Here is a 25,556-nt window from a genome sequence, read left to right on the forward strand (position 1 = left end):
AGGACACACCACTGAACCCGAGGAAGGGAACCACGATGGGCGATCTGGCGCGACTGCCGTTGCTTGAGAAGGCACCTACTACGCATGCACGCCTGTTGGCCTGGGTGGAGGAAGTTGCCGAGCTGACACAGCCGGACCGCATCCACTGGGTTGACGGCAGTGAAGCTGAGAACAAGAAGCTGACCGACGAGCTCGTCGAGGCCGGGACCCTGAAGAGGCTGAACCAAGAGCTCTTCCCCAACTCTTTCGCTGCATTCTCTGATCCCGCGGACGTAGCCCGTGTGGAAGAGCAGACCTTCATCTGCTCTGAGAAGGAACACGACGCCGGCTTCACCAACAACTGGATGGCTCCGGCGGAGATGAAGCAGAAGCTGCGCGGGCTGTTCGCCGGCTCCATGCGCGGCCGCACCATGTACGTCATTCCGTTCGTCATGGGCCACCTGGATGCCGAAGATCCGAAGTTCGGCGTCGAGATCACCGACTCCGCCTACGTTGTCGCCTCGATGCGCATCATGGCCCGCATCGGTACCGACGTCCTCGACCGCATCACGCAGACCGACGCTTTCTTTGTCCCCGCGCTGCACTCCCTGGGCGCTCCGCTGGAAGCCGGCCAGGCCGACGTCGCGTGGCCCTGCAACCCGGACAAGTGGATCGTGCACTTCCCCGAAGAGCGCTCCATTTGGTCCTACGGCTCCGGCTACGGTGGCAACGCCCTCCTCGGCAAGAAGTGCTACGCCCTGCGCATCGCCTCCGTCATGGCCCGTGACGAAGGCTGGCTGGCCGAGCACATGCTGATCCTGAAGCTGACTTCGCCCGAGCAGAAGACCTACTACATCTCTGCGGCATTCCCCTCCGCTTGCGGCAAGACCAACCTCGCGCTGCTCGACCCCACCATCAAGGGCTGGAAGGTGGAGACCCTCGGCGACGACATCACCTGGATGCGCTTCGGCAAAGAGGGCGAGCTCCGCGCCGTCAACCCCGAGGCCGGCCTGTTCGGCGTCGCACCCGGCACCGGTTGGGGCACCAACCCCAACGCCATGCGCGCCATCGCCAAGGGCAACAGCATCTTCACCAACGTTGCGCTGACCGACGACGGCGGCGTGTGGTGGGAAGGCATGACGGAGGAAACTCCGGCGCACCTGACTGACTGGCAGGGCAACTCCTGGACTCCCGGCTCCGGCAAGCCCGCGGCACACCCGAACTCCCGCTTCTGCACGCCGATCGACCAGATCGACATGCTCGCCGAGGAATACTTCAGCCCCGACGGCGTGGAACTCTCCGCGATACTCTTCGGCGGCCGCCGCAAGACCACCATCCCGCTGGTCACCGAGGCCCGCGACTGGTCCAACGGCATCTTCATGGGCTCGACGCTGTCCTCCGAGACCACCGCTGCAGCGGCCGGCGCCGTCGGCGTTGTGCGTCGCGACCCCATGGCCATGCTGCCGTTCATCGGCTACGACGCAGGCGACTACCTGAACCACTGGGTCAACCTGTCCGCCAAGGCCAACCCTGAGCGACTGCCCAAGATCTTCCTGGTCAACTGGTTCCGCCGCACTGCCGAGGGTGGCTTCGCCTGGCCCGGATTTGGTGACAACGCCCGTGTCCTCAAGTGGGCCATCGAGCGCCTTGAAGGCAAGGCCGACGCCGTCGAGACTCCCATCGGCTTCGTGCCGACCGGCGAGTCCATCGATCTCGAAGGCCTGGACATGACCCCCGCCGAGGTGGAAGCCGCAGTGCGTGTCGACGCCTCGGAGTGGAAAACCGAACTGGCATCGATCGAGGAATGGTACGCAAAGTTCGGCGGATCCCTGCCGGCCGCACTGCTCGCCGAGCTTGACGGCCTGAAGGCTCGCCTGGCCTAGACCACCAGACGGACGTCCACCTGCACGACCCCACGGCGGTCCCGCACTTTGGTGCGGGACCGTCGTCATTTCCGCATCCTGGAGCAGTCGCTGTGGAGCATTGTGCCGCGATGGGCGTGAGCGTAGCTTTTAGAGAACCAGCAGTTCTCTAATTCAGGGGAGCCGGGCCATGGACGATTCCCAGCGGCACGCAACACGGACCACCGCGCCCTTGGCCGCTTTGGGCGTTGGGGACGTCGCAGTTGCCGGTGGAAAAGGTGCCGCGCTGGGGGAGTTGGTGCGCCAAGGGTTCCCGGTGCCGCCGGGCTTCATCATCACCACGGGCGCGTACTTGTCCTTCCTGGCGGAAACAAACGTGGGTGCCGCGCTGGGCGGCTTTCTGTCCGTCGGGCCTGAAGAAGCCCCCGACGGCGGTGCGTCCGACGCCGACGCCGGTGACGGCACCGGGGGTGCTGACGGTGCGGCCCTTCGGGCCCTTTTTGCCGCGACGGAAATGCCCGGCTGGCTGCGGCAGGAGATCCTCGATGCCTATGCGGGGCTGGGCGGCGGGGCGGTCGCGGTCCGCTCCAGCGCCACGGCGGAGGATCTCCCGGGAGCCGCGTTCGCCGGTCAACAGGACACGTATCTCAACGTGCAAGGCGGGGACAACGTAGTCCAGGCGGTCGCCAACTGCTGGGCATCCTTGTGGACGGACCGGGCCATGGCCTATCGCCGACGGCAGGGGATCAATCCGCACGAGGTGGCCATCGCCGTCGTCGTGCAAAAAATGGTACCGGCCGCCATGGCGGGCGTCCTGTTTACGGCGAACCCGGTCACGGGCGAGCGCAGCGAAATGGTGGTGGACGCGAACCCCGGGCTGGGGGAGGCCGTGGTCTCCGGGAGGGTGACGCCGGAACACTACGTCTTGGACGGTTCGGGAAAAGTGCTGAGTTTCACGCCCGGTGGCCGCGAGGTGGTGATCAGCGCGGCCGAGGGCGGCGGCACCCAAGAAAGCTCCGGCACGCAAGGAGCGACGCCCGGGCTCGCCGCGGAGGAATTGGCGGATTTGGCAACGCTGGGAAAGAAGGCCCAGCGGCATTTCGGCCGGCCACAGGACATCGAGTGGGCGGCGGCAGGCGGCACGCTATACATGCTGCAGTCGAGGCCGATGACCGCGCTGCCGCCCCAACCGCCCGTCCTCAACGCGGTCCAACGTCGGGTGGGGCCGTTCTTCATCGAGATGTTCCAGGCGCGGCCGTATCCCTTGGATGTATCCGGATGGATGAGCCGGGGAATCCTTGCCATGCTGCATGGCATGGCCGGGAGCGTGGGCGTGGTCTTCCCCTCGGTGGAGGATTTGCTGCCGGAGGAGGAAGGAGTGGTGGTGCAACTCATCCCACCCGTCCCGCGCCCAACCATCCGGACGTTTGCCGCGCCGGTGTCCTTGCTGCACCGGTCGAGGCGGTTCAAAGCCGCCAACTGGACCCGGGATCCACGTTTCTCCCTGTTTATCGACAACATTGAAAGGCTGAACGGCAAGGACCTCGGCCCGCTGCGGTGGAGTGCGGTTGTTGCATTTGCCCGGGAATGCTTCGCGGCGATGCAGGGCATCACGGATTTGAGGGTCTCCTACCTGCCCGGCATTCCGGTGCCGGTGCTGAAGATGCGTTTCATGCTTCTGCTCCTGGGCAAGATCAAGCTTGCGCCCTCGCTGATCGCTGGGGCGGAAACCCGGACGAGCCAGGCAAACCGGGCACTTGAGCGGCTCGCTTCCATCGCGGCGGACGATCCCGGGCTGTCGCGCGCGCTCCTTGAGTCGGACCCTCGCGAAATCCTTGGGCTGCTGGAAAAAGAATCCGGACATCGTGCATTCCGTGAGGCCTTCGACGCGTTCCAACTCGAGTATGGCCACCGTGAAACCACGAGCGTTGTCCTCAGCAGTTCGCCCACGTGGTCCGATGCCCCCGAAGTGGTCCTTGGGCTGGTCAAGGCCATGTCGGGAGAGCGGCCCCTAAAAGCGGACCAGGCCGGGAATGCGCTTGCGGAATTGAAACGCCACCCGGCTCTCCGGTTCGAACCGCTACGGCGGAGGGTGCTCGCCGCCGTCGAGTCCGCCCAAGCCGGCATGGCGTTCCGCGAGTACAGCCATTTCTACGCCACCAATGCCATACCGCCGATCCGCCGGGCGTACCGGGAACTCGGCCGCCGGCTGGTGCTCGCCGGGGTGCTCGAGGAGCCGGACGAAATCCATCACCTGCGGTTCGAGGAACTTGAGTCCATCACAGACAACGACGACGGCGCGCTGCCGGCTTCGCTCCGCGACCGTCTCAGGCCGCTGGTTCTGGCTCGGGCGGCGAAGCGGAGAGAACTCGAAGGCATCCCGTTGCTCGATCCGGCTTTGCTCTTTGGCCGAGGCCACCCGGGTCGCCAGATGGAAGGGGTCCTCGTCTCCGGCACTGCAGCCAGCCGCAGCCAAGCAACCGGGCCGGTTCGTGTGATCCGTACGCCGGCAGAGTTCGGACGGCTGCGCAGCGGAGAGGTCCTCGTCTGCCCGTACACCAACCCCGCCTGGACGCCGCTGTTCCAGCGGGCAGCCGCGGTTGTGGTGGACGCCGGTGGGCTCGGCTCGCATGCGGCGATTGTTGCGAGGGAGTACGGGATTCCGGCCGTTATGGGCACCGGTTCGGGCACCAGCACCTTGGTTGACAGCCAGCGTGTGCTCGTGGACGGAACCCTGGGAGTGGTCCTGCCGGCCGCTTCTCTGGAGGGATCTTGAGATGCCGCTGCAGCCGGACCACCGGAAGCTGCCGCGCCGCCGCGGGGCGGTCCTGAACAGCGCGATCTTCGAGGCGGTCCGGGCCGAGATCGCCGAATCCGGCTACGCGGCACTGACCATGGAAAGCGTGGCCGTGCGCGCCAGGGCGAGTAAAGCTTCGCTCTACCGGCGGTGGCCCGGACGCGCGGCCCTCGTCCTCGAGGCGGCATACGATGCCATGCCTGGCCCCGCCTCCGCGCCGGATACCGGCAGCCTGCGCGAAGACGCCCTGGCGATACTGCGGCTCGTGGCCCAACAACTGGAAGGAGCAGTGGGGCAAGCCATGCGCGGGCTCTTGGGGGAGGCGCTGCAGAATCCTACGGTGGCGGCTGAGGTCCACGAGTACGCTCGCGGCAACGTAGCAAGGATCATGGGCGCCATCATTGAGCAAGCCGCGGCCCGCGGCGAATGCCATCCCAGCGTGGCCACGGAGACGAGGATCGAGGCCGGCCCCGCCCTGCTGCGGCAGCGGTTCATTTTCTCCGGAGCACCGATTGACGACGATTATCTGGTGCACGTGGTGGACGAGGTGATGCTGCCACTTCTGGTTGGGCCGCCCAACTGACTCACAGTTGTTGTCGTTTTGAGGCTCCAAAACGACAACTACTGCGAGCTACTTGGGGTCGTCTGCTGCTTGCTAGTTGGCGAGCCAGATGTCCGGACCGAAGACCTCGTAGTGAATCTTTGTGGCGGGAATTCCGGCGTTGATGGCTTCGTTGCGGATGTGCTTCATGAACGGCAGCGGTCCGCAGAGGTACAGCGAGGCGTCGGTCGGAAGGTCCACCTCGCGCAGTGACATGAAGCCCGCGTTGGCCCCGGCCTGCGGTTCCTCCAGCCATAGCTGGAGTTCGGCTGCGTCCAGGCGCTCGACGTCGTCCGTCATCTGCCCGCGCAGGGCCCAACTGTCCAGATTGCTCTCCGCGTGCAATACCAGGACTTGGCGGCTGGAGCCGGAATCGGCGAGCGAGCGCAGGATGGAAGCCGTAGGCGTGCAGCCGATACCGGCCGAGGCGAGGACCACAGGGCCGTCTCCATCCTTGAGCGTGATCTCTCCGTAGGGGTTGGAGATCTCCAGGACATCGCCGACCCCAACGGTTCCGTGCAGCACGGGCGAGACCTCGCCGCCGTCGTCGATCTTGGTCGTGAAGCTGCGGCTGGTGCCGGCGTCGCCCGAAAGCGAGTACTGGCGGACCTGGCGCAGGCCATCCGGGAGTGTGACTTTGACGCTGATGTATTGGCCGGGCAGGGCTGCGGTGATGGGGGTATCGTCGGCCGGCTCCAGGATGAAAGTCATGGACCCGGTGCCCGCGGGGGTCTTGGACGCGACCTTCCAGGGGCTCCACATCTTTCCGTTGGCCTGCGCCGCGTAGAGTCCCTTTTCGAGCTTGATCAGGGCGTCCGCCATGAGCCAATAGACCTCGGTCCAGGCTTCGGCGATTTCAGGGGTGATGACTTCGGCGAGATCCTCCGCGATGGCGGCGAAGAGGTGCTCGTAGACCACTTGGTACTGCGGCTCGGTGATCCCCAGGGAAGCGTGGCGGTGTGCAATGCGGGACAGGACCGTCTCGGGCAGGGTGCCGGGATTGCTCACCAGATGGCTTGCGAACGCGGCGATGCTTCCAGCGAGGGCTTGCTGCTGGGTGCCGGAGCGCTGGTTCGAACGGCTGAATAGCCCATCAAGCAGTTCGGGGTGCGCAGCGAACAGGCGGGAGTAGAACTTGGGGGTGATGTGGCCAATCCGTGAGCCGACGAGCGGCAAGGTGGCCTCGATGACGGGGAAGGACTTGTCCGAGAGCATAGGTACTCCTGTCGTAGTGGCCCGTGGGTGAGTGCGGACCGGAATCAATACTTGTATTTGGAATGCAAGTATCTATAGCTAAAGTTCTACACGCTGTAGAAGGATTTCGCGAATCGACAGCCCGGAGATGACAGGACGCGCTGGAACCAGGCTTACAGTCCGGGGCGTAACCCGATCGCCTGGAATGCCGGCGCCATTTGCCGAAGGCGCGGGAGGGAAGATACGACGACGTCGTCCAGCTCCCTGTAGAAGGCTTCCCTCGCGCGGGCCAGGGCGTGGCGCAGGCCGCACTCGGTAATCAGCGGGCAGTCGCCATGCACGGATTGGCACTCGGCGGGGTCGGGCCTGTTATTCAACTCCCGCAGGATGTGGCCAACGGTGGCTTGGCGTCCGGCGGCGCTGAGCCGGGATCCACCCTTGCGGCCGCGCTCGACGTCGATGAGGCCCAGCTCCCGTAGCCGAACAATGGCCTTGCTGACGTGGTGGTACGGAGTCCCCACGGCGTCTGCAATATTCTGGGTCGTCAGGAGTTCACCTGCGGGCGCGGACGACAGAACCAGGAGCGCACGCAGGCTCACATCCGCGAAGGCATTGATCTTCATGCCCTCAAGCTTACGGAGTAAGGTCTAGTCCACCCATACAAGGGGTTCATTGGTGTCAGCTTCGGCGTTGTCAAAGGTGAAGCCTTCAGCGGTCCGGGCATAGGGGACAACGGCCGCGAGGAGACCGCCGCTGCGATGCTCGGCCGCGGCGTGAATCCCGTCCGAGCCGTGCTCCGGCAGGATGACATCGCTCGTAATCGCCACCGCGCGGTATTCGTCACGGCCCTGGCGAAGCAATTCGAGGATGTCTGCCAGCATAGACTCCGTGTCGACGTTTCCCTCGTCGTCCGGCTCTCCGGGCGTTACGAAGACGATCCGAAGTTCGTTGTCCTGGGCGAGCGTGACGGCGAAGGGCAGGAAGCCACCGTTTTGTTCAAGGTGTTCCTGCGCCGTCGCCAGGGCGGCCCCAAGGGTTTCACGCACTTCGCGGAGTTCGAGTTCCTTGGTGCTTTCGAGGCCGTCGATGGAGTTCATGCTGCTGCTCGCCTTCGCGGCTGCCGGCTAGGCCCTGACCAGTGCAAGGACACGGTCCCGGACCTTTTCCATGGTGGCAACATCCTTCGCCTCGGCGTTCAGGCGTAGGAAAGGCTCCGTGTTGGAGGGACGAAGATTGAACCACCAGCTACCGTCCTTCGCGGTGAAGGTGCTGCCGTCCATGGTGTCCACGTCCACGTCTTCGCCATCAAAATCGGCGCGGACCCGCTCAATGGCTCCTGCCTTATCCTCGATTTCGGAATTGATTTCACCGGAAGAGACATAGGGCTCGTACTGGCGGCCAAGTTCGGACAGCGGGCCATCCTGCTCGCCCAATGCGGCCAACACATGCATGGCCGCAAGCATGCCGGTGTCAGCGTTCCAAAAATCGCGGAAGTAGAAGTGCGCCGAGTGTTCGCCGCCGAAGACGGCTCCTTCTTCGGCCATGACAGCCTTGATGAAAGAGTGCCCCACACGTGTGCGCACGGCCCTGCCACCGTCCGTGGCCACGAGTTCCGGGACTGCCCGTGAGGTCAGCAGGTTATGGATGATCACGGGGGTCTCTTCGCCTGCAGCCTGTGCACGGGCGATTTCCCGGCGCGCAACCATCCCCGTGATGGCAGACGGCGACACGGGTTCGCCTCTTTCGTCGATCACGAAGCAACGGTCGGCGTCGCCGTCGAACGCCAGGCCAATATCCGCACCGTGCTCGATGACTGCGGCCTGGAGATCGCGCAGGTTTTCGGGCTCAAGCGGATTGGCCGGGTGATTCGGGAAGGAACCGTCCAGCTCAAAGTACAGGGGAACAATCTCGAAAGGCAGGGCCGGAAGCAGCTGGTCACCAAGGACCGCGGGAGTGGTCAGCCCGGCCATGCCGTTTCCGGCGTCGACGACGATCTTCAGCGGACGGGAGCCCTTGAGGTCAACCAGGCTGCGCAAGTACTCCGAGTAGTCCTTCAGGACATCGCGGGTGCTGATCTTGCCCTGTACATCCGCAGCAGGGATGCTCCCGCTATTGAGGTACTTCTCCGCCAGCGCCTGGATTTCCTTGAGGCCTGTTTCGGAAGAGATCGGCTGGGCGCCGGCCTTGGACATCTTGATGCCGTTGTACTCGGCGGGGTTGTGGCTCGCGGTGAACGTCGCGCCGGCCGCATTGAGGGCACCGCAAGCGTAGTAGAGCTCGTCGGTGGAGATGAGGTCCAGGAGTTGGACATTGGCGCCGCGGCGGGCAGCGCCGTCGGCAAAAGCCTTGATGAATTCAGGGGACGACGGGCGCATGTCGCCTCCAACCAGCACAGTTTCCCCGGCGAGGCCGAGGGTGTCGACGAAGGCCGCGCCGACGGATTCCACGATGTGGGAGGTGATGGATTCGCCGACGATTCCCCGGACGTCATAGGCCTTGAAGGAAGCCGAGAGGTCAAATGTCTTGTTCTGCTCGCTAGTCACGCGCTCAATCTTACTGTGGAGCGAGGTCGTCGCCGCGCCGGGACCTCATCTATGTGGAAAACGCTTGTCCACATAGATGACGTTCCGGGTTCTGGCTGTCTGCGGGTGCTGGAATACTGAAGCCATGCCCAACAACCCGGATGCTGCCCTACTCGCAGCAGAACAGTCCACCACCCGGCTGCAGGCCCTTGAAGTACTGAAGGAGCTTGTGGGAAATGCGGACGCCCGATTCCACGACGGCCAGTATGAGGCGATTGAGGCCCTCGTCGACGCCGGACGGCGGGCTTTGGTGGTGCAGCGGACGGGCTGGGGCAAGTCGGCCGTGTACTTCGTCTCGTCGTTGTTGTTGAGGCGCCGGGGCGCAGGGCCAACCCTCATAGTGTCGCCCCTGCTCGCGCTGATGCGGGACCAAGTGGCAGCGGCCGCACGTGCCGGAGTGCGGGCCGTGGCGATCAATTCCGCCAATCAGCTTGAGTGGGACAACGTCCGGGAGCAACTGGCCGCGGACCAGGTGGACGTTCTCCTGGTTTCGCCGGAGCGGCTCACCAATCCTTCGTTCCGGGAGAACCAGCTTCCCGAGCTCATCCGCCGCACCGGCCTCCTGGTGATTGACGAGGCACACTGCATTTCGGACTGGGGGCACGATTTCCGTCCCGACTATCGGCGCATCTCCGATCTTATCGAGCAACTGCCTGGGAGTGTTCCCGTGCTGGCTACCACGGCCACAGCAAACTCCAGGGTGGTCCATGACATCGAAGAGCAGCTCGGCGCCGGAGTGCTGACCATCCGCGGGCAGCTTGGCCGGGAGTCCTTGCGGCTAGGTGTCTTGAAGCTCGCCGATTCGCGTGATCGCCTTGGCTGGTTGCTGACCCATCTGGCAGACATGCCAGGCAGCGGAATCATCTACACCCTGACTGTTTCGGCCGCTGAAGACACCGCCCGGCTGCTCTCCGAGGCAGGCCATAACGTTTTGTCCTACACCGGGCGCACGGACCCCGCGGATCGTGAACGGGCCGAGCAGCTGCTCAAGGACAACCAGGTGAAGGCGCTCGTTGCCACCTCGGCGCTCGGCATGGGCTTCGACAAACCGGATCTCGGATTCGTCATCCACCTTGGCGCCCCCTCATCGCCGGTGGCCTACTACCAGCAGGTCGGCCGTGCCGGTCGTGGCGCCGCAAACGCCGATGTGCTCCTTCTTCCCGGATCCGAGGACCGCGAGATCTGGCAGTACTTTGCCACTGCTTCGATGCCCTCCGAGGAGAAGGCCGCCGCCGTACTTACCGTCTTGGCCGAAGCCGGCTCTGCCTTGTCCACCGTGGCACTCGAAGCGCGGGTGGACCTGCGCCGGACTCCCTTGGAACTCCTGCTGAAGGTCCTGGCCGTGGATGGAGCGGTGGAGCGCGTGGGCGGTGGCTGGAAGTCCACGGGACGTCCGTGGATCTATGACGCCGAACGCTACGCCCGCATCGCCGAGGCCCGGGTGGACGAGCAGGATTCCATGGTGATCTACCAGGACACCGCCGGATGCCGCATGGAATACATCACCGCGGTCCTGGACGACGAGTCCGCGCGTGCGTGCGGCCGCTGCGACAATTGCGCCGGCAGGTGGTTCCCGGCGGACGTGGCAGCAGCCGCCGCCGACGCCGCCGGGCAGACGCTTCGCCGGGCGGGCCTTGCGCTCGAGCCACGGCTTCAATGGCCCAGCGGGATGGACCGGCTGGGCGTGGCGGTGAAAGGCAAGATCAAACCGGATGAATTGCTGGCCGAAGGGCGCGTGTTGGCGCGCCTGACCGACCTCGGCTGGGGCGGTGCCCTCCGTGAGCTCTTTGCCGCCGGTGCGGCTGACCGCGAGGTTGAACCTGCCATGTTGCAGGCTTGCGTGCAGGTTTTGCGCGAATGGTCTGCCGGAGACGGCCGATTCACCGGGTGGAGCGGCCAAGGGCGTCCGGCAGCCGTCGTGAGCATCCCGTCCAGGAATAAGCCGGCGTTGGTCGAGTCCTTGGCCCGCGGCATAGCCGGAATCGGCCGGATGCCCTATTTGGGAGCCCTCGAACTCCAGCACGGCGGACCAACTGGCGGGCGCGGCGGCAACAGCGCCTACCGGCTGGCCGGTGTCTGGGAGCGCCTCGTGGTGGGTTCGGAACTTGGACAGAACCTTGTGTCGCTCGGCGGCCAAGGCATCCTTCTGGTCGATGACCTTGCGGACAGCCGCTGGACCATGACTGTTGCCGGCCGCGCTCTCAGGCAAGCCGGAGCAGGATCGGTGTTGCCTCTTGTCCTCGGCCAAGCGGCGTGACGGGCGCAGCCCCGGACGTCCTGTCCGAATCCAAGTGGCAGCCACGGCTCGCCTTGCTGGTTGCCGCCACCTTCTTCATGGAGTTCCTGGACGGAACAGTCCTTACAACCGCCATGCCGAGCATCGCCGCCGACTTCAAAGTAGTCTCGGCCGATGTCAACATCACGATGACTGCCTACCTGGTGACTGTGGCCATGGGAATTCCGCTCAGTAGCTGGCTCGCAGAACGATTTGGCGCACGCCGGATCTTCTGTCTGGCGATCGCCGTCTTCACGGTGGCGTCGGTGCTGTGCGCGGCCAGCCAGGACCTCACCCTGCTGACCTTGAGCCGGGTGGCACAGGGGGCCGGCGGGGCCATGATGGTGCCGGTAGGCACTCTCGTGGTGCTGCGGGGCACGCCCAAGTCGGAGCTTCTCCGCGCCACAGCATTCCTTGTCTGGCCAGGGTTGCTGGCGCCCGTTTTGGCGCCGCTCGTTGGCGGAGCTTTCACAACGTATCTTTCCTGGCACTGGATCTTCCTCATCAACGTGCCGCTGGGGCTTGCTGCGTTCATCGCAGCCCTGAGGCTGGTTCCGCACAAGGGAGGCGATGCGGGCCGGCGGCTCGATTGGCTCGGCCTCACGCTCACCACGTTCGGCGTCGGATCGCTTGTGGTGGGTCTTGAAGGGGTCGGCGGTCACGGCGCGGGCGCGGTTCCGGCAGCAGTGCTGCTGGCCGGAGCATTGGCTTTGGCTGGAGCGGCCTGGTGGATGCTCAAGGCCAAAGCCCCGCTCTTCGATCTCCGGGTTTTCGCCACTCGCACGTTCCGGGCCACTTCCACCGGAGGGTTCGTCTATCGCCTGACCATCAGCTCGGTGCCGTTTCTGCTACCGCTGTTGTTCCAGGACGGCTTTGGCTGGGATCCACTTAAATCCGGTGCCATGGTGGCAGCGGTGTTCATTGGCAACATAGGCATCAAGCCGGCCACGACGCCCATCATTCGGCGGTTCGGTTTCAAGCCTGTGTTGGTCTTCGCCTCTTTCGCGTCGGCCGTCACCTTTGCCGCTTGTGCGGCCCTCAACGCAGGGACGCCGGAGCCGCTGATTTTTGCCTTGCTGCTTGCCAGCGGGGCCTTCCGTTCGATCGGATTTTCCGCGTACGCCTCCGTGCAATATGCGGATATCGTTCCAAGGGAGCTACCTTCGGCCAACGCGGTGTCAGCCACCCTGGTGCAACTGGCCGCTGGTGCGGGTATTGCGGTGGGTGCGCTCTTCTTGCGTCTCTTCGATCATGCGTCGTTCTTCGGCGATGGCCCTTCCTCGGCATACCGTGGCGCCTTCCTGGCCATGGCCGCTGTGATGCTTTTGAGCACAGTGGACAGCCTCACGCTGCACCGGCACGCCGGAGCTGAAGTCAGCCGCAGTGTTGTGGGCAAAGCTACGAAGCCGGGTGCGTGAACGGGACCCGCTCGAACGACATGACGCTCGTGGCTTCCTCGGGGTTGACCGTGACCTTGAGCCAGTCCTTGGCATTGTTGGATCCATCCACGGTGATTCGCGTCAGGTTCTTCGCTGCTCTGGCCTGCCCGTAGAAGGAGAGCCACGCGGAACCGGCAGCAAGGGGGTGGTCTTGGTTGTAAACGTGGCTATCGCCGTTGATCAGGTAGACCGGCCCGCCGAACGAGTTCGATTCCTCGATCAAGGTCTGCACCAGGGGCTTGAAAGCACCAAAGTCCGCCTGCGAAGGCGCTGCGACTGTCGGGTCGAACATGTCCGCCTGCGTCATCACGACGACGGCCCGGTCACCGTTGTTCCGCGCCTTGCGGAAGGTGTCCCGCAACTCCTGGATGTCAGCTTCGGTCCTCTGCTGTACCTCGTCCACTTGGGCGGCGGTCGGCTGGCTCTGGCCAAGTCCTGTCCAAGGCAGCATCGAATTATCGCTGCCCGGAATGTTGACGGCAGTGAAGGCGACCTCATGCTTGCGGAAGCTGACGTTCTCCGGGAAGCCTTCCTTTGCCTGTGACTTCACCTGCATCGGGGAACCAAGCGTGACACCTGGCTTCGGGAAGAACACTTCCCGAACCTTGGCCAGTCTTTCGAGGGGGTTGTAGGCGCCGTTGTTCGTTCGGTGGCAGTCAGTCCACTCGTTGTCGCCCGGGGTGTAGACGAGCGGAGCCGTGAAGCTGTCGAAGTTCTTCTTGATGGCTTCGAAGTACTGGTCCGTGCACTGGGATGACCCGTTCTTGATGTCGCCCACGTGTGCTACAAAGCTCAGTTCCTTGTGTGCGTTGAGGTCCTGGATGTAGGACGGGAAGGCTTGGATCTCAGCGGCACCGTAGGGTACATCGCCGATCACGCCGAAGCTGAAGCCTTCGGTATTGCCTTGGTGTCCGTTGCCGTTGGAGCCATTCTGTCCTGAAGTGTTGCCGTCATTGGCCGCCAGTGCCGGCGGAGTGAGCAACGTGGTTGACAGCAGGACGGCCCCAACCGTCGCGATCGCGAATCTCGTCATTGAACGCATGAATCTCTCCTCGTCGGTGGTCTCCGTTACCCGGACGAGGCTATTGGCGCAAGCTGAATTCAAGGAGTCGGAGACATGAATCTTCCCCGCCAGAACCGGACGCTGAAGGCCCCGGAACGCAAAAAGGCCCCGGTCCAAGGACCGGGGCCAAAACGCGGAGACGGGGGGATTTGAACCCCCGGTGGAGTTGTGCCCCACACTTCATTAGCAGTGAAGCCCATTCGGCCGCTCTGGCACGTCTCCAGTTGCTATTGCTAGCCAACCAAGGATACGCAGAACTGGGCACCCAGTGCAAAACGGGGACGCGGGCCGCCGTCGGGCGCCGCGCCACCGCCTGCCGGACCCGACGCGGGCCGCCGTCGGGCGCTCCATCGTTGAGGGCGTTAGTGCCGTGAACCCTCCTTGCCCGCAAGCGCACGCCACAGGAAGTGCTGGCTGCGGGCTTGGAGCGAGGCCGCCTGGCGGTTGTCCGAGGCTCCCGCGTGACCGCCTTCGAGGGCTTCGTGGAACCACACGTTCGGGATGCCCATTGCCTGCATCCGGGCGGCCATCTTCCGTGCCTGGACCGGGCCTACCCGGTCATCGGAGGTGGCTGTCCAGATGAACGTCTCCGGGTAGTCCACTCCGTCGCGCAGCAGGTGGTACGGGGAGAAGGTGCGGATGTACTCCCACTGCTCCGGGACGTCGGGGTCGCCGTACTCGGCAATCCAGGAGTAGCCGGCCGAAAGCTTGGTGTAACGGCGCATGTCCAGCAAGGGGACACCGCAGGAGACGGCTCCGAACAACTCAGGGTACTGGGTGAGCATGTTGCCCACCAGCAGTCCGCCGTTGGAGCCGCCCACGCAGCCGAGCCTCCGCGGACTGGTGACGCCCCGCGAAATGAGGTGCCGTGCCACAGCGGCGAAGTCCTCGAACGCGCGGTGTCGATTCGCCTGCAAGGCAGCGCTGTGCCACGCGGGACCGTACTCGCCGCCGCCGCGGATGTTGGCTACGACGTAGACGCCGCCGCGTGAATGCGGTGCGGAACCGTCGTCGGGCGCAATGCCTTCGCTCCGGCGTTCCAGCCAGGCGCGCCCGATGGCTCCGCTGTAGGCGGGGGTCCTTGAGACCTCGAACCCGCCGTAGCCAGATAGCTGCGTTGGGTTCTCGCCGTCGAGGTCCAGGTCTTTGGACGCCACCTGGAAATAGGGCACGCGCGTGCCGTCCGCTGAGGTGGCGAAGTGCTGCTGGACCTCGTAGTCCGCCTCGTTGAAGAACGACGGCGAGGACTTCACTACCGCGTGCGTGCTCGCCACCCCGCCGTCGTGGCCTGCGTCGAGCGTGTAACTGGCGATACCCGGGGACAGGGTGCCGCGCATGAGCGTCGTGGGGGTGGTGAAGCCGGTAGCGACGAGCCAGTAGTCGTTTCCGGCGTCGTCGCCTTCTGCTTCGTCCTCGTCGTCGACGGCGTAGGCGTTCACATCATGGAGCGGCGGGCACGCATCCAATAAAGTGGAGGCCCACCCGCCGGTGGAGTCCTTGCGGGCCGGGTCGAGCACCCTGATCTCGGACGAGACGTCGTGCAGCAGGTTCAGGAGGAGGTAGTTCCGGGTCCAACTCCATGACTGGAGGGAGGTGTGCTCATCCGGGGTGAAAAGCACCGTGAAGTCACGTGTCCCGGACAGGTAGCCCTCAAAGTCGGCGGCCAACAGGGATCCGGCAGGATAGGTGGTTCCGTCCACGTTCCAGTCCTGCCGAGGACGGAACATGAGCCATTCGCGGTGGGAACTGAGGTTCACGTCGGTGGGCACATCGATGGCCAGCCACGCGTCATCGCGCAGCACGGACGTGGTCCGGTTGAAGAAGTCGATCCAGTCCACCGCGAAAGTGCGTTCGAAGCCCGGGGTGGAGTCGCGGGCGACGAGCGCCATCATGTGGTCTTCGGGGATCTCGAAGATCCGCTCGGCTTCGGCCAGGGATTGGCCACGACGGAGCTTCACACCGGTGCGCGCGTACGACGAGCTGGTTTTAGGCAGGCCGTCGGCGGTCGTGGCAACCAGCAGGGTGTCGGCGTCGAGCCAGCTCACGTTGCCCTTCGCGGTCGAAAGGTCGAAACCGCCTGCAGCGGGGTCCACGAAGGTGCGGGTTTCGACGTCGAACTCGCGGTGGCGGTTGGCGTCGCCGCCGTCGGGGGAGAGGGCGATGATGGCGAGGCGGTGCGGTTCGCCTTCGGCCGGGCGCAGGAAGTTGGCGCCGTGGAAAACCCATTCTTCGCCTTCGGCGGCGGCCAGCGCATCGATGTCGAGCAGCACGTCCCATTCCGGGGCGTCGCTGAGGTAGCTTTCCCACGTGGTCCGGCGCCAGAGGCCCTTGGGGTTCTGCTGGTCTTTCCAGAAGTTGTAGTAGTGCTCGCCGCGCTTGTTGACCATGGCGATCCTGTCCGTGGAGTCCAGAACCTCCAGGATTCCGGCTTCCAGCGCGGTGTATTCGGCGTCGTCGAGCAAGTCTTCGGTGCGGGCATTTTGCTCCCGCACCCAGGCCAGCTGTTCCTCGCCATGAATGTCTTCGAGCCAGATATTCTCGTCGACAGGTTCGGGGGCGATTGCGGTACCCTGGGCAGTTTCGTTGTCGGGCGCGGGCGCTTGATCAGCTGCTGTGGTGGTCATGCCTCATCCTAGAGTGACTGTCTGAGCAGGAAGCAAGTCACAAGAAGTTAGGCTTGGGCGTGGGTAAATCGCAGAACATCCGGGTTGGGCTGATCGGGGCAGGTCCCCGCGGCACCAGTGTGCTGGAGCGATTGCTCGCCAATTGGGTCGCGACGGAAACGCACACACGCTCCCTGCACATCGACGTCGTGGACCCCTATCCCGCCGGTCCCGGGCACGTCTGGCAGCCCGATCAGTCCCGGCTCTACCTCATGAACACGCAGTCGTTCTACCCCACACTGATTCCCGAGGACGAGCGACTCGCGCCGCCCCTCGCCGGGGGCTCTTTTGAGCAGTGGCGGACGGAGAAGCAGTCCGTCGGCGGTCAAGGCCTGAGCTCCGAGGAACGGGCCGAACTTGCCTCGCTCGCCTCCCACGACTTTCCCAGCCGTGGCCTTTACGGACGGTATCTCCGTTCGACTCTTGAGGAACTGCTGGACCGCGTTCCGGCCGGAGTGGAGATCGCCTTCCACCGAAGCAACGCCGTGGCGGCGCATCCACTGCCGGGAGGCCCGGCGGACGGTTCGCCGGGCAAGCCAGCGGGCGGAGGGTTCGACGTCGAACTCGACGACGGCGCTCGGCTCACCGTGGATTCCCTCGTCCTCGCGCTGGGCCACCTTGAGTCCCGGCTCAACCCGGAGCAGCGTTCGTTCAGGGAGGTGGCAGCGGAGCTCGGGCTGCTGTATGTGCCGCCGGCCGCTCCGGCCGATGTGGACTGGGCGTTGGTCCCTGCGGGGGAGACGGTCTTGGTCCGGGGCATGGGGCTGAATTTCTTCGACGTCATGGGCCAGCTGACCGAAGGCCGCGGCGGACAGTTCGTGCCGGCCGAAGGCGGTCTCCATGGGAAGCTCAAGTACCTGCCTTCGGGCCAGGAACCGAAGATCATTGCGGCATCCAGGCGCGGCACTCCGTACCGGGCCAAGGCCGGGCTGGACGGTTACTATCCCAAGTCCGTGCGCTTGCGGTATCTGACCGAGAGCGCGGTGGAACGCTTCGCCGCGGCCGGTATCCAGCCTGGCTTCGACCATGACCTTTGGCCCCTCCTGCATCGCGACGCCTTGTGGGCCTACTACTCAACGCTGGTTGTGGCCGAGCCCGTGGCCGTGTCTGATGCGACGGAATTCCTGGCCGCTCTCGAAGACTTGTTGCAGCCCCACGCGCATGCCACCGGGCGCTGGGAAAACCATGTCGCCGAGTTGGTCTCCACCCATGTTGCATCGTCGCGCCGCCTTGACCTGCTGGGCCTCGCGGCGCCCTTGGCCGGGCACTCCTTCGCGTCCAGGAAGGAACTCGACGCCGCCGTCGTGGACTATCTGGACGATGACGCCCGCCGCTCCGCCCTGGGAGAGTCGGATCCCGTGAAGATGGCCATCGGTGCGTTGCACACCGGACGGGCCATCCTGAAGAGCGCCGTGGCCGACGGCGGTATCACGGACGAATCGTGGGTGGGCGAGCTGCGCGGCTGGTTCGAATCCTTCGTTGAGGGGCTCGCGAGCGGTCCTCCAGCGCTGCGCGCCGAACAATTGGCCGCTTTGGCGCGTGCCGGCGTCGTGAGTTTTGTGGGCCCGGATCCGCGGTTCAGCGTCGACCGTTCCCAGCGCGTCTTCCGGGCGGTATCTGCTTGGGTGCACGACGACGCCGCGGAAGCCAGGATCCTGATTGAGGCCATGTCCCCGGCGAACCGGGTAGGCGTGAGTGTTTCTCCGTTCCTGCGGCAGTTGCTCGCCGACGGATTGGTGCGGCCCAAGGTGATGATGACTGCCGAGGGAACGCCGGTGCAGACGTCCGGCTTGGATGTCGAGCCGCATCCGTACCGCGTGGTGGGTGCCAACGGTTCCGTGACTCCGGGAATGTACGCCCTCGGCCTGCAGCTTTCTTCCACGCAATGGGGTACGGCCATCGCCGCCGAGGCCCGGCCTTCCGATGGTCGCGGCTATCGGAGTGGCCAACGGACGCTCCGCGACGCCGACGAAATCGCCAGGGACATGCTCGGCCTTCCGCTCCAAAAATGAGCATGTTCCACCAATAAGACTGAGCATGCTCCCTGCCGGTTCCGACGAGTGGACATAAGCCTGATATGTCCACTCGTCGGTCCCGGGGGAGAGCATGCTCTCTGGCGGTAGCGGGCTGCGCCTGGCGGTTGGGCTTATGCAGCCTGGTTTTGGATGAGTTTGAAGATCGCACCCGTCGGGTCGGTCAGGGTGGCCATCCGGCCGTAGGGGGTGTCCTCAGCCGCCTGGACCACGGTGGCGCCCAGGGAGACGGCCTGCTCGATGGTGTCATCGACCTTGTCCACCGCGAAGTAGACGCCCCAGTAGGACGGCACCTCGGCAGGGAGGAAACCGGAGGCATCCATGATGCCTGCCTTGGAGTTGTCGCCCTCACCGAGCGTCGTATAACGGAACTCCGGGGTGTCGCCCACGACGGTGGTTTCCCAACCAAAGACGTTTTGGTAGAAGGAAACGGCCGAGTCGTACTCCTTGGCGAAGAGTTCGTGCCAAGCCGGTGCGCCTGTTTCGGCAGCCAGCTGATAGCCCTTCATCTCGCCGAACTGCCAGGCACCGATGGCCGCTCCGGAGGAATCCGCGTACATGGCCATGGTTCCCTGGTCCGGAACTTCCATGGGTTCCATGTAGACCTGGCCGCCGTTGGCGAGGGCTGCTTCGGTGGTGGCCTTGATGTCGTCAGTCCGCAGGTAAGTGGACCAGACATCGGGCATCTGGCCCATGTTTTCCTGCTTCTGCATGATCCCGGCCACCATCTTGCCGTCCTTCGAGGCGGTGATGTAGCCACCGTACTTTTCCTGATCCCCGGTCTCGTAGGTCCAGCCGAAGAGCGTGTTGTAGAAGGACTTTGCCTTCTCCGGGTCCGAGGTCATCAGGTCGATCCAGCAAGGTGAGCCGGGGGTGATGTCAGGCGTGGGCATGTTTTCTCCTGTGTCGTTACCGCGGTTGTTCCACGGTTTCATGTGTGGGTGGTGGAGACAGACAAAACCCTATGCGGGGCCTCTGACAGTTTCAATGCCTTGGCTCGATGCCATTAGCGGACCCTAGCCCATGACGAGCATCAAAATGAAGTAGATCGCTCCGCCGACCACCGAGTAGATGGCAAACGGTGTCAGGGTCCGGGTCTCGAAGAAGCGAAGCAGGAACTTGGTGGCGAACCATGCGGCGACACCCGCGCACAGCGCCCCCACCAGGAACACGCCACGCTCGTCGGCCATGGCCGGAGTGAAAAGGTCAGGCAGCTTGAGCACGGCGGCCGCGCCGATGATCGGCGTGGCGAGCAGGAAGCTGAAGCGCGCGGCGTTCTCGTTGTTCAGCCCGGACAGCAAACCGCCGGCCATGGACGAGCCGGAGCGGGAGATGCCCGGGATCAGGGCGGCTGCCTGGGCCGTTCCGATTGCCAAGGCGCGCTTCCACGGCAGGGTGGCGATTTCGGCGTCGGAAGCCGTTGCGGTGGCGGGCTGCTCCGCGGCACGGCGGCTGTCTCTTGTCCGCAGGCGTTCGGCCCCGAAAAGGACCAGACCGTTGACCACCAGGAAGGCCGCGGCGATCAGCGGGGAGCCGAAGAGGTTCCGGATAGGCTTCTCCAGGACCAAACCGATGATTCCCGCAGGCACGGTTCCAACCACGAGGAGCCAGCCGAGCTTTGCATACGTGTCTGACGGAGCAATCTTCCTGTCCCGGATTGAACGGCCAAGGCCCTTGGCAATCTCAATCCAGTCCCGGAGGAAGAAGAAGAACAGCACAATTGCTGTAGCCAGGTGGGTGGCAATGAGGAAGTTCAGGAATTCCGGCGCCTTCTGGTCCAGGCCCCAACCGAAGAGCTTGGGCAGGATGACGCTGTGGCCGAGGCTGGAAATCGGGAAGAGCTCGGTGATTCCCTGCAGCAGGCCCATGACGATGGCCTGGATCATATTAATCATGGGCTCGATCCTAGCCAGTACCGGTTACTGCGAGATGAACGTTTGCTGGGAGGCAGCCGGGTGCCAGCAGGTGAACGCGGTCGATAGGGTACAGATCACCGGCCCAGACAGATCGGTAGACCAAGGCTTAGACCCTTATAGTTAGGGAATCCTCCCGCCATCGCGGGGAATCATCACCGCACTGCAGAACAATGAAATCGGGGAACATGAAGCGCTACCTCTCTGCCGTCTTGGCAATGACTCTTATGTGCGGTCTCGCGGCTTGCGGGGGAGGAGTCCAACAAGCGGCATCTTCGACGGAAAAATCCACGCCCTCGCCAAGCAAAACTGCAAATCCTGTTCCCGACGTTTCCGGAAAACCTTGGGATGTTGCATTCACCGCCTTGGTGGCCGGCGGATTCAACGTCGTTATTATCGGCAAAGACGGAAAGAAATGGGCCACGGGCATTCCGAACCATACTGTCACGGTCGTTTCCCTCAAGCCTTCGGCGGGCCAGCTGTCAGACTCGGGTGACGTGGAGGTGACGGTGAACATAACCGAAGCCGAGTTTGCCGACGCCCGAAAGGCCGCGGCTGACAAAGCGGCAGCAGAACAGGCTGCGGTTGACAAGGCTGCCGCAGATAAGGCTGCCGCTGCCAAGGCCGCGGCTGGGACGGTCAGTCAGCAGAACGCTCTGCGGAAAGCTGCTCAATACCTCAATTACTCCGCCTTCTCGCGGACCGGCCTGATCAAACAACTGGAGTACGAGAAGTATTCGACCGAGGATGCGACCTGGGCCGTGGACCGCGTGGCAGTCGACTGGAACGTGCAGGCAGCCCAAAAGGCCAAGGATTACCTGAAACACTCCTCCTTCTCTCGCAGCGGGCTGGTCGACCAACTGCTCTACGAGGGCTACACCCCGGAGCAGGCAGAATACGGAGTGAGTCAGACGGGTCTCTAGTCCAAAACCGTAGCTGAACACGAGAAAGCCCGCAGTCTCAGCTGCGGGCTTTCTCGTTCGATCAATTTGTTTTAAAGCGTGTTGAGCTGCTTGTTGGCAAAGCAGACGGCGCCTTTGCCGGCAATTCCCCACTATTTGCGGACCGGCGGGACGACGGGCGGTTACTTCAGCCCTACCTGGTCGGCGGCGTACCCGGCCTGCGCATCGGTGAACTGGTTGCCGGCAGCGCTGGTTAGCTGGGTGATCAGGCTCTGGCGTGAGAAACCCATGCCTGAGGACATGTAGCCCTTCGCTGCCTTGACGGCCTCCGCGTTCCAGTCCGCACCCGAATTGGCGACAGCGGACTCAGCCTGCGGCGCCGTGAATTCGTTACCGGCACTTGAGGTGAGCTGCTTGGTAAGTGAAGCCTGCGAGAAACCCATGCCGGAGGTCAGATAGCCTTTTGCCGCCTTGAGGGCCTGTCCGTTCCAATCTGCACCGGAGTGATCGACGGCCCACTGGGCGTCGGCCTGCGCGAATCCGTTGCCGGCGCTTGAGGTGAGCTGCTTGGTAAGTGAAGCCTGCGAGAAGCCGATGCCAGAATCCAGGTAGCCCTTTGCTGCGGCCAGTGCCTGAAGCTGAGCTGCGGTCCCGCTTGGCGCAGCGGGACCGGCGGCTTGTGTGCTCGCGGTCGAAGTGGCCGCAGCGCTCGTTGCTGCGGTGTCCTTCTTACCGGAGTTGGCAGCGATCGCGATAACGATGATGACCACAAGGATCAACGGGAAAAGGAAGCGCTTCTTTTTGAACCACGGACGGGACGCCTTGCGGTAAGCTTTGTCCGCTGCGGCCTGGGCCTTGGCGTTACTCTTGACATTCTTCTTATCAATTTGAGCGTAGTTTTCTGTCATGGCAGATCCTGTCTAGATTGCTTCTTGAGTGCGAGCGGAGGTCTTGTCCCTGAGAAAAGGACTCCTGGGCTGCACCCCAAGTTCATTTCGTTTGACACGATCCCCCAGCTAAGACTTGACAATAGTGCCCGTCCTGGCAGGCGGCAAATACTTCGGGTCAGAGAGTTCGTGTCGGAAGGGAGAAATATTTCGGTGGAATGCCGTTATCATTTGGCCTCTTCGAAAGCCTTGAATGCGCGGTTCTGAGGCATCACGGTGCCAAGATTCGGGACTAACTTCAGGCAGAAGCTACTGGGATGCTCCCTGTTCCGGGCGGACAAGTGAGCGAACTGCGGCGTTCGATTCGGGAGCGCGACTCTGATTCCGGTTACCGCGTGGCAGCCGTTCTGGACCGAGAAAGACTCCCTTTTGAGAGTCTCGTGGTCACGGACCGTAAAAACGTCGTCGCCAAACGGCGCGATTCCAAGATCGCTCAGGCTCGTTGCCAACTGCCGGACATCTAGGGCTGGCGGGGTAGCCTCCGGCATTGTGGCGAAGAGCTGGAGATCCACGGCAACCGCATCGGCCAACTGAACGCAGTGTCGCAAGAAAAATGAGTGCGTCCCGAATACTTCGATCATCAAAACTGCTCCGCCAGGCCCGAGGATGACTCCAGCTGGCATTCGAGGGGAGGGGTAGCAGGAATTGCTGCGAGATCGTCCTATTTCGGCTGGTATTCAGGAGTTCCACCAAGGAGCCTGTCGGGATGATCCGCTAATGCACTGATATCGAGAACCGCGCTCCCATATCCGCCCCTGACGGCCGCCAGACTGTGAACCGTGGAGCTCTGCTCTCACTGTAAGTGGCGCACGGCAGGCCCTGCGACTGTGGGATGTGCCACCGGCTCACCGGCCCCTTTCGACGTTATAGGTATCGATTTCTCCACCTTCTCCAGCGCCCAGGACGACATCCCGTGCGCAGATCCTGTGCTGGTGGCCCCCTTCAAACTACTCGCCCTCCAGCAAAAGCGCTGGCTTGGCACCGTGATTCCTAATTCTGAGCTTGCCGACTTGAGGGCCCGACGCGAGTTCCGTCACTTCCAGATGGCTGCCGGTTCCGGTGCTGATGCCGAGCTGACCACTCGCGTTGGTCCAAACGGAGAAGACGGTTAGGGAGCCGAGCTGAGTGCCGGCGCCGATGTGGAGCTGAGGAATTGTCATTTGCTGCCATTCACAGGAAGTGATGTTGTAAAAATTGTAGAATGTAGAAGCGGTGCAAATTTGCGGGTGAACATTTATTTCATCAATTAATACAATTCATCTTTTTGAAAATGCACATATCTCCCGTAGCTCCGACCCTTTCTCGGTTCCCACAGCGGCTACCCAGGGCAAGCCTGTGGTCCAGAGCGTTCCTTAACTGCGTCCCCGTTCGATCCAGGGCCGCATTCCGGCATCGCTAGCCGACCCAGTCGGAAGGGACCGCCCCGGGATCGCGGGGCAATTGCCTTACGGGTAATCGGTAGTTCAAGCTAGGTGGTAATCAGCCTAGGGCGAATTGCGTGGGTCGGGGTGGACGGCTTCCTGTTCGGCTGGTTGAGCCTTTGGAGCTAAGACGTCCGGAACCAAGCGTCGCCCGATGTTGGGAGGCTCAGCGACCGGCTATTAGTCCCTTCCGCGGACCGGGATGCTCGCGGAAGAAATCAAGACGGCGCTCTTCTCTTCGTTGGTGGCCGGACGGATCTGGCCGCGTTCCGGGACGAAGACGATGGCCTCATCTTCCTGCTCGGGGGCGTTGACGAAGGAACGGAAGCGGCGCAGCCGTTCCGGGTCCTTCAGGGTCGCGGCCCACTCGTCCTCGTAGGACCCGACGTGCTTGGCCATGGCGGCCTCGAGCTCGTCGGCGATGCCGAGCGAGTCCTCGACGACCACCTGGCGCACGTGCTCCAAGCCGCCGTCGAGCTCTTCCTGCCAGCGGGCGGTGCGTTGAAGCCGGTCGGCGGTGCGGATGTAGTACATGAAGTAGCGGTCGATGTACTTCACCAGGGTCTCGTCGTCCAAGCCGCCGGCAAGGAGCTGGGCGTGGGCGGGGTTCGCGCCGCCGTTGCCGCCGACGTATAGGTTCCAGCCCTCCGAAGTCGCGATCACGCCGACGTCCTTGCCGCGGGCTTCGGCGCATTCGCGGGCGCAACCGGAGACGCCCATTTTGAGTTTGTGCGGGCTGCGCAGTCCCCGATAGCGCAGCTCGAGGTTGATGGCCATGGAAACAGAGTCGAGCACACCGAAGCGGCACCACGTGGAGCCCACGCAGGACTTCACGGTGCGCAGGCTCTTGCCGTACGCCTGGCCGGATTCCATGCCTGCGTCAATGAGCTCGCCCCAGATCTCCGGGAGCTGTTCGAGGCGGGCCCCGAACATGTCGATCCGCTGCCCACCGGTGATCTTCGTGTAGAGGCCGTACTTCTTGGCGATCGTCCCGATGACCACGAGCTTGTCCGGTGTAATCTCCCCGCCCGGGATGCGGGGGACCACCGAGTAGGTGCCGTCCTTTTGCATGTTGGCCAGTGCGCGGTCGTTGGTGTCCTGCAAGGTGCCGCGGCCGGCGTCGAGCACGTACGCGGAATGCTGGGAGGCCAGGATGGACGCGATGGTGGGCTTGCAGATGTCGCAGCCCGCGCCGGTGCCGTATTTGGCCAGGATGTCCTCGAAGGAGGTCAGCTCCAGCACGCGGATCGCGTCGAAAAGCTCCTGCCGGGAGAGCTCGAAGTGCTCGCACAGGGCCTTGGAGACTTCGATGCCGGACTTCTTTAGTTCCCCTTCGAGGAGCTTCTTGAGCATCGGCACGCACGAACCGCACTGGGTGCCGGCCCGGGTGCAGGCCTTGAGGCCTGGCACGTCGTGGACCGGCTCCTTGCCTTCGCATGTCCCGCACGCGTTGACGGCGTCCCGGATAGATCCTGCGGCCACGTTGTTGCAGGAGCAGAGGATCGCGTCGTCCGGGAGTTCGGTCTCGGGGGCGTCCCCGCCGCCGGCCGCGGTGAGGTAGGCGCCGGGTTCGGCGGGCAGTTCCCGGCCGAGCAGGGGGCGCAGGCTCATGTACGGGGTGGCGTCGCCGACGAAGATCCCGCCGAGGAGGGTCTTGGCATCGTCAGTGGTGACGATCTTCTGGTAGACGCCGCGGGCGGGGTCGGCGTACACGATCTCCAGGGAGTGCTCGGTCTTGGCGAACGCATCGCCGAAGCTGGCCACGTCCACGCCGGAGAGCTTGAGCTTGGTGGCGGTGTCGAAGCCGGGGAACGTCGCTTGGCCGCCGTGCAGCCGGTCGGCCACGATCTCAGCCATGGTGTTCGCCGGAGCCACGAGCCCCAGG

Annotated in this window: 19 protein-coding genes and 1 tRNA gene; 7 read left to right on the plus strand and 13 right to left on the minus strand. The window is 63.9% G+C overall.

Features of this window, described 5'->3' with window-relative positions:
* Window positions 1–35: 35 nt before the first annotated feature.
* The 3 genes from AB4068_RS11580 (at window position 36) to AB4068_RS11590 (ending at window position 5,221) form a co-directional block, all read left to right on the plus strand.
* Complete coding sequence (locus AB4068_RS11580) at window positions 36–1,862, plus strand: phosphoenolpyruvate carboxykinase (GTP) (RefSeq protein WP_284988765.1); 1,827 nt, start codon at window positions 36–38, stop codon at window positions 1,860–1,862.
* Window positions 1,863–2,031: 169 nt separating this feature from the next.
* Window positions 2,032–4,617 carry a PEP/pyruvate-binding domain-containing protein gene (locus AB4068_RS11585; RefSeq protein WP_441433454.1) on the plus strand — a complete coding sequence of 862 codons (2,586 nt, stop codon included), beginning with the start codon at window positions 2,032–2,034 and terminating at the stop codon, window positions 4,615–4,617.
* A gap of 1 nt (window position 4,618) precedes the next feature.
* Window positions 4,619–5,221 carry a TetR/AcrR family transcriptional regulator gene (locus AB4068_RS11590; protein WP_441433455.1) on the plus strand — a complete coding sequence of 201 codons (603 nt, stop codon included), beginning with the start codon at window positions 4,619–4,621 and terminating at the stop codon, window positions 5,219–5,221.
* A gap of 72 nt (window positions 5,222–5,293) precedes the next feature.
* Here AB4068_RS11590 and AB4068_RS11595 read toward each other — a convergent pair whose 3' ends face one another.
* The 4 genes from AB4068_RS11595 to AB4068_RS11610 all read right to left on the minus strand — a co-directional run bounded on the left by AB4068_RS11595 (window position 5,294) and on the right by AB4068_RS11610 (window position 8,976).
* Complete coding sequence (locus tag AB4068_RS11595; RefSeq protein ID WP_059388629.1) at window positions 5,294–6,454, minus strand: globin domain-containing protein; 1,161 nt, start codon at window positions 6,452–6,454, stop codon at window positions 5,294–5,296.
* A 152-nt stretch (window positions 6,455–6,606) separates the two neighbouring features.
* On the minus strand, window positions 6,607–7,056 hold the full coding sequence (locus tag AB4068_RS11600) for an RrF2 family transcriptional regulator (protein WP_441433456.1): 450 nt from the start codon (window positions 7,054–7,056) through the stop codon (window positions 6,607–6,609).
* Between the two features lie 24 nt (window positions 7,057–7,080).
* Window positions 7,081–7,530, minus strand: coding sequence for a hypothetical protein (locus AB4068_RS11605; RefSeq protein ID WP_059388631.1), 450 nt, complete (start codon window positions 7,528–7,530; stop codon window positions 7,081–7,083).
* 27 nt (window positions 7,531–7,557) lie between these two features.
* Window positions 7,558–8,976, minus strand: a complete 1,419-nt coding sequence (locus AB4068_RS11610) for a phosphomannomutase/phosphoglucomutase (RefSeq protein ID WP_441433457.1) — start codon at window positions 8,974–8,976, stop codon at window positions 7,558–7,560.
* 124 nt (window positions 8,977–9,100) lie between these two features.
* Here AB4068_RS11610 and AB4068_RS11615 point away from each other — a divergent pair, with 124 nt between their 5' ends.
* The gene (locus AB4068_RS11615) at window positions 9,101–11,272 is read left to right on the plus strand and encodes a RecQ family ATP-dependent DNA helicase (protein ID WP_441433458.1); all 2,172 of its coding nucleotides are present in this window, start codon (window positions 9,101–9,103) and stop codon (window positions 11,270–11,272) included.
* Entirely contained in the window at window positions 11,269–12,708 is a 1,440-nt protein-coding gene (locus AB4068_RS11620; RefSeq protein ID WP_441433459.1) for an MFS transporter, read from the plus strand. The genes AB4068_RS11615 and AB4068_RS11620 overlap by 4 nt, the downstream gene beginning before the upstream one ends.
* Here AB4068_RS11620 and AB4068_RS11625 read toward each other — a convergent pair.
* From AB4068_RS11625 to AB4068_RS11635, 3 genes are all read right to left on the minus strand, one after another.
* Entirely contained in the window at window positions 12,689–13,771 is a 1,083-nt protein-coding gene (locus tag AB4068_RS11625) for a hypothetical protein (RefSeq protein ID WP_441433460.1), read from the minus strand. The two genes, AB4068_RS11620 and AB4068_RS11625, sit on opposite strands and share 20 nt — an antisense overlap.
* Before the next feature lie 155 nt (window positions 13,772–13,926).
* A tRNA-Ser gene (locus AB4068_RS11630) sits at window positions 13,927–14,014 on the minus strand.
* Between the two features lie 140 nt (window positions 14,015–14,154).
* Window positions 14,155–16,416, minus strand: a complete 2,262-nt coding sequence (locus AB4068_RS11635) for a prolyl oligopeptidase family serine peptidase (RefSeq protein WP_284988773.1) — start codon at window positions 16,414–16,416, stop codon at window positions 14,155–14,157.
* Window positions 16,417–16,475: 59 nt separating this feature from the next.
* On the opposite strand from AB4068_RS11635, the gene AB4068_RS11640 reads away from it, so the two are divergent.
* The gene (locus tag AB4068_RS11640) at window positions 16,476–18,467 is read left to right on the plus strand and encodes an FAD/NAD(P)-binding protein (protein ID WP_441433461.1); all 1,992 of its coding nucleotides are present in this window, start codon (window positions 16,476–16,478) and stop codon (window positions 18,465–18,467) included.
* A gap of 134 nt (window positions 18,468–18,601) precedes the next feature.
* On the opposite strand, the gene AB4068_RS11645 is transcribed toward AB4068_RS11640, so the two are convergent.
* Together AB4068_RS11645 and AB4068_RS11650 are read right to left on the minus strand one after the other, a co-directional pair.
* Window positions 18,602–19,381, minus strand: coding sequence for a VOC family protein (locus tag AB4068_RS11645; RefSeq protein ID WP_059388636.1), 780 nt, complete (start codon window positions 19,379–19,381; stop codon window positions 18,602–18,604).
* Between the two features lie 123 nt (window positions 19,382–19,504).
* Window positions 19,505–20,383: an undecaprenyl-diphosphate phosphatase gene (locus tag AB4068_RS11650; protein WP_284988775.1), complete on the minus strand. Its 879-nt coding sequence runs from the start codon at window positions 20,381–20,383 to the stop codon at window positions 19,505–19,507.
* A gap of 206 nt (window positions 20,384–20,589) precedes the next feature.
* On the opposite strand from AB4068_RS11650, the gene AB4068_RS11655 reads away from it, so the two are divergent.
* Window positions 20,590–21,324, plus strand: coding sequence for an Ltp family lipoprotein (locus AB4068_RS11655; RefSeq protein WP_441433462.1), 735 nt, complete (start codon window positions 20,590–20,592; stop codon window positions 21,322–21,324).
* A gap of 161 nt (window positions 21,325–21,485) precedes the next feature.
* Here AB4068_RS11655 and AB4068_RS11660 read toward each other — a convergent pair whose 3' ends face one another.
* From AB4068_RS11660 to nirB, 4 genes are all read right to left on the minus strand, one after another.
* The gene (locus AB4068_RS11660; protein ID WP_441433463.1) at window positions 21,486–22,211 is read right to left on the minus strand and encodes an Ltp family lipoprotein; all 726 of its coding nucleotides are present in this window, start codon (window positions 22,209–22,211) and stop codon (window positions 21,486–21,488) included.
* A gap of 206 nt (window positions 22,212–22,417) precedes the next feature.
* Window positions 22,418–22,831: a hypothetical protein gene (locus tag AB4068_RS11665; RefSeq protein ID WP_441433464.1), complete on the minus strand. Its 414-nt coding sequence runs from the start codon at window positions 22,829–22,831 to the stop codon at window positions 22,418–22,420.
* A 366-nt stretch (window positions 22,832–23,197) separates the two neighbouring features.
* Entirely contained in the window at window positions 23,198–23,410 is a 213-nt protein-coding gene (locus tag AB4068_RS11670) for an ARPP-1 family domain-containing protein (protein WP_441433465.1), read from the minus strand.
* Between the two features lie 441 nt (window positions 23,411–23,851).
* On the minus strand, window positions 23,852–25,556 hold a 1,705-nt coding region (gene nirB, locus AB4068_RS11675; RefSeq protein WP_441433466.1), incomplete at its 5' end, for a nitrite reductase large subunit NirB.

It is taken from the genome of Arthrobacter sp. 2RAF22 (assembly GCF_052115325.1).
Classification (GTDB): Bacteria; Actinomycetota; Actinomycetes; order Actinomycetales; family Micrococcaceae; genus Arthrobacter.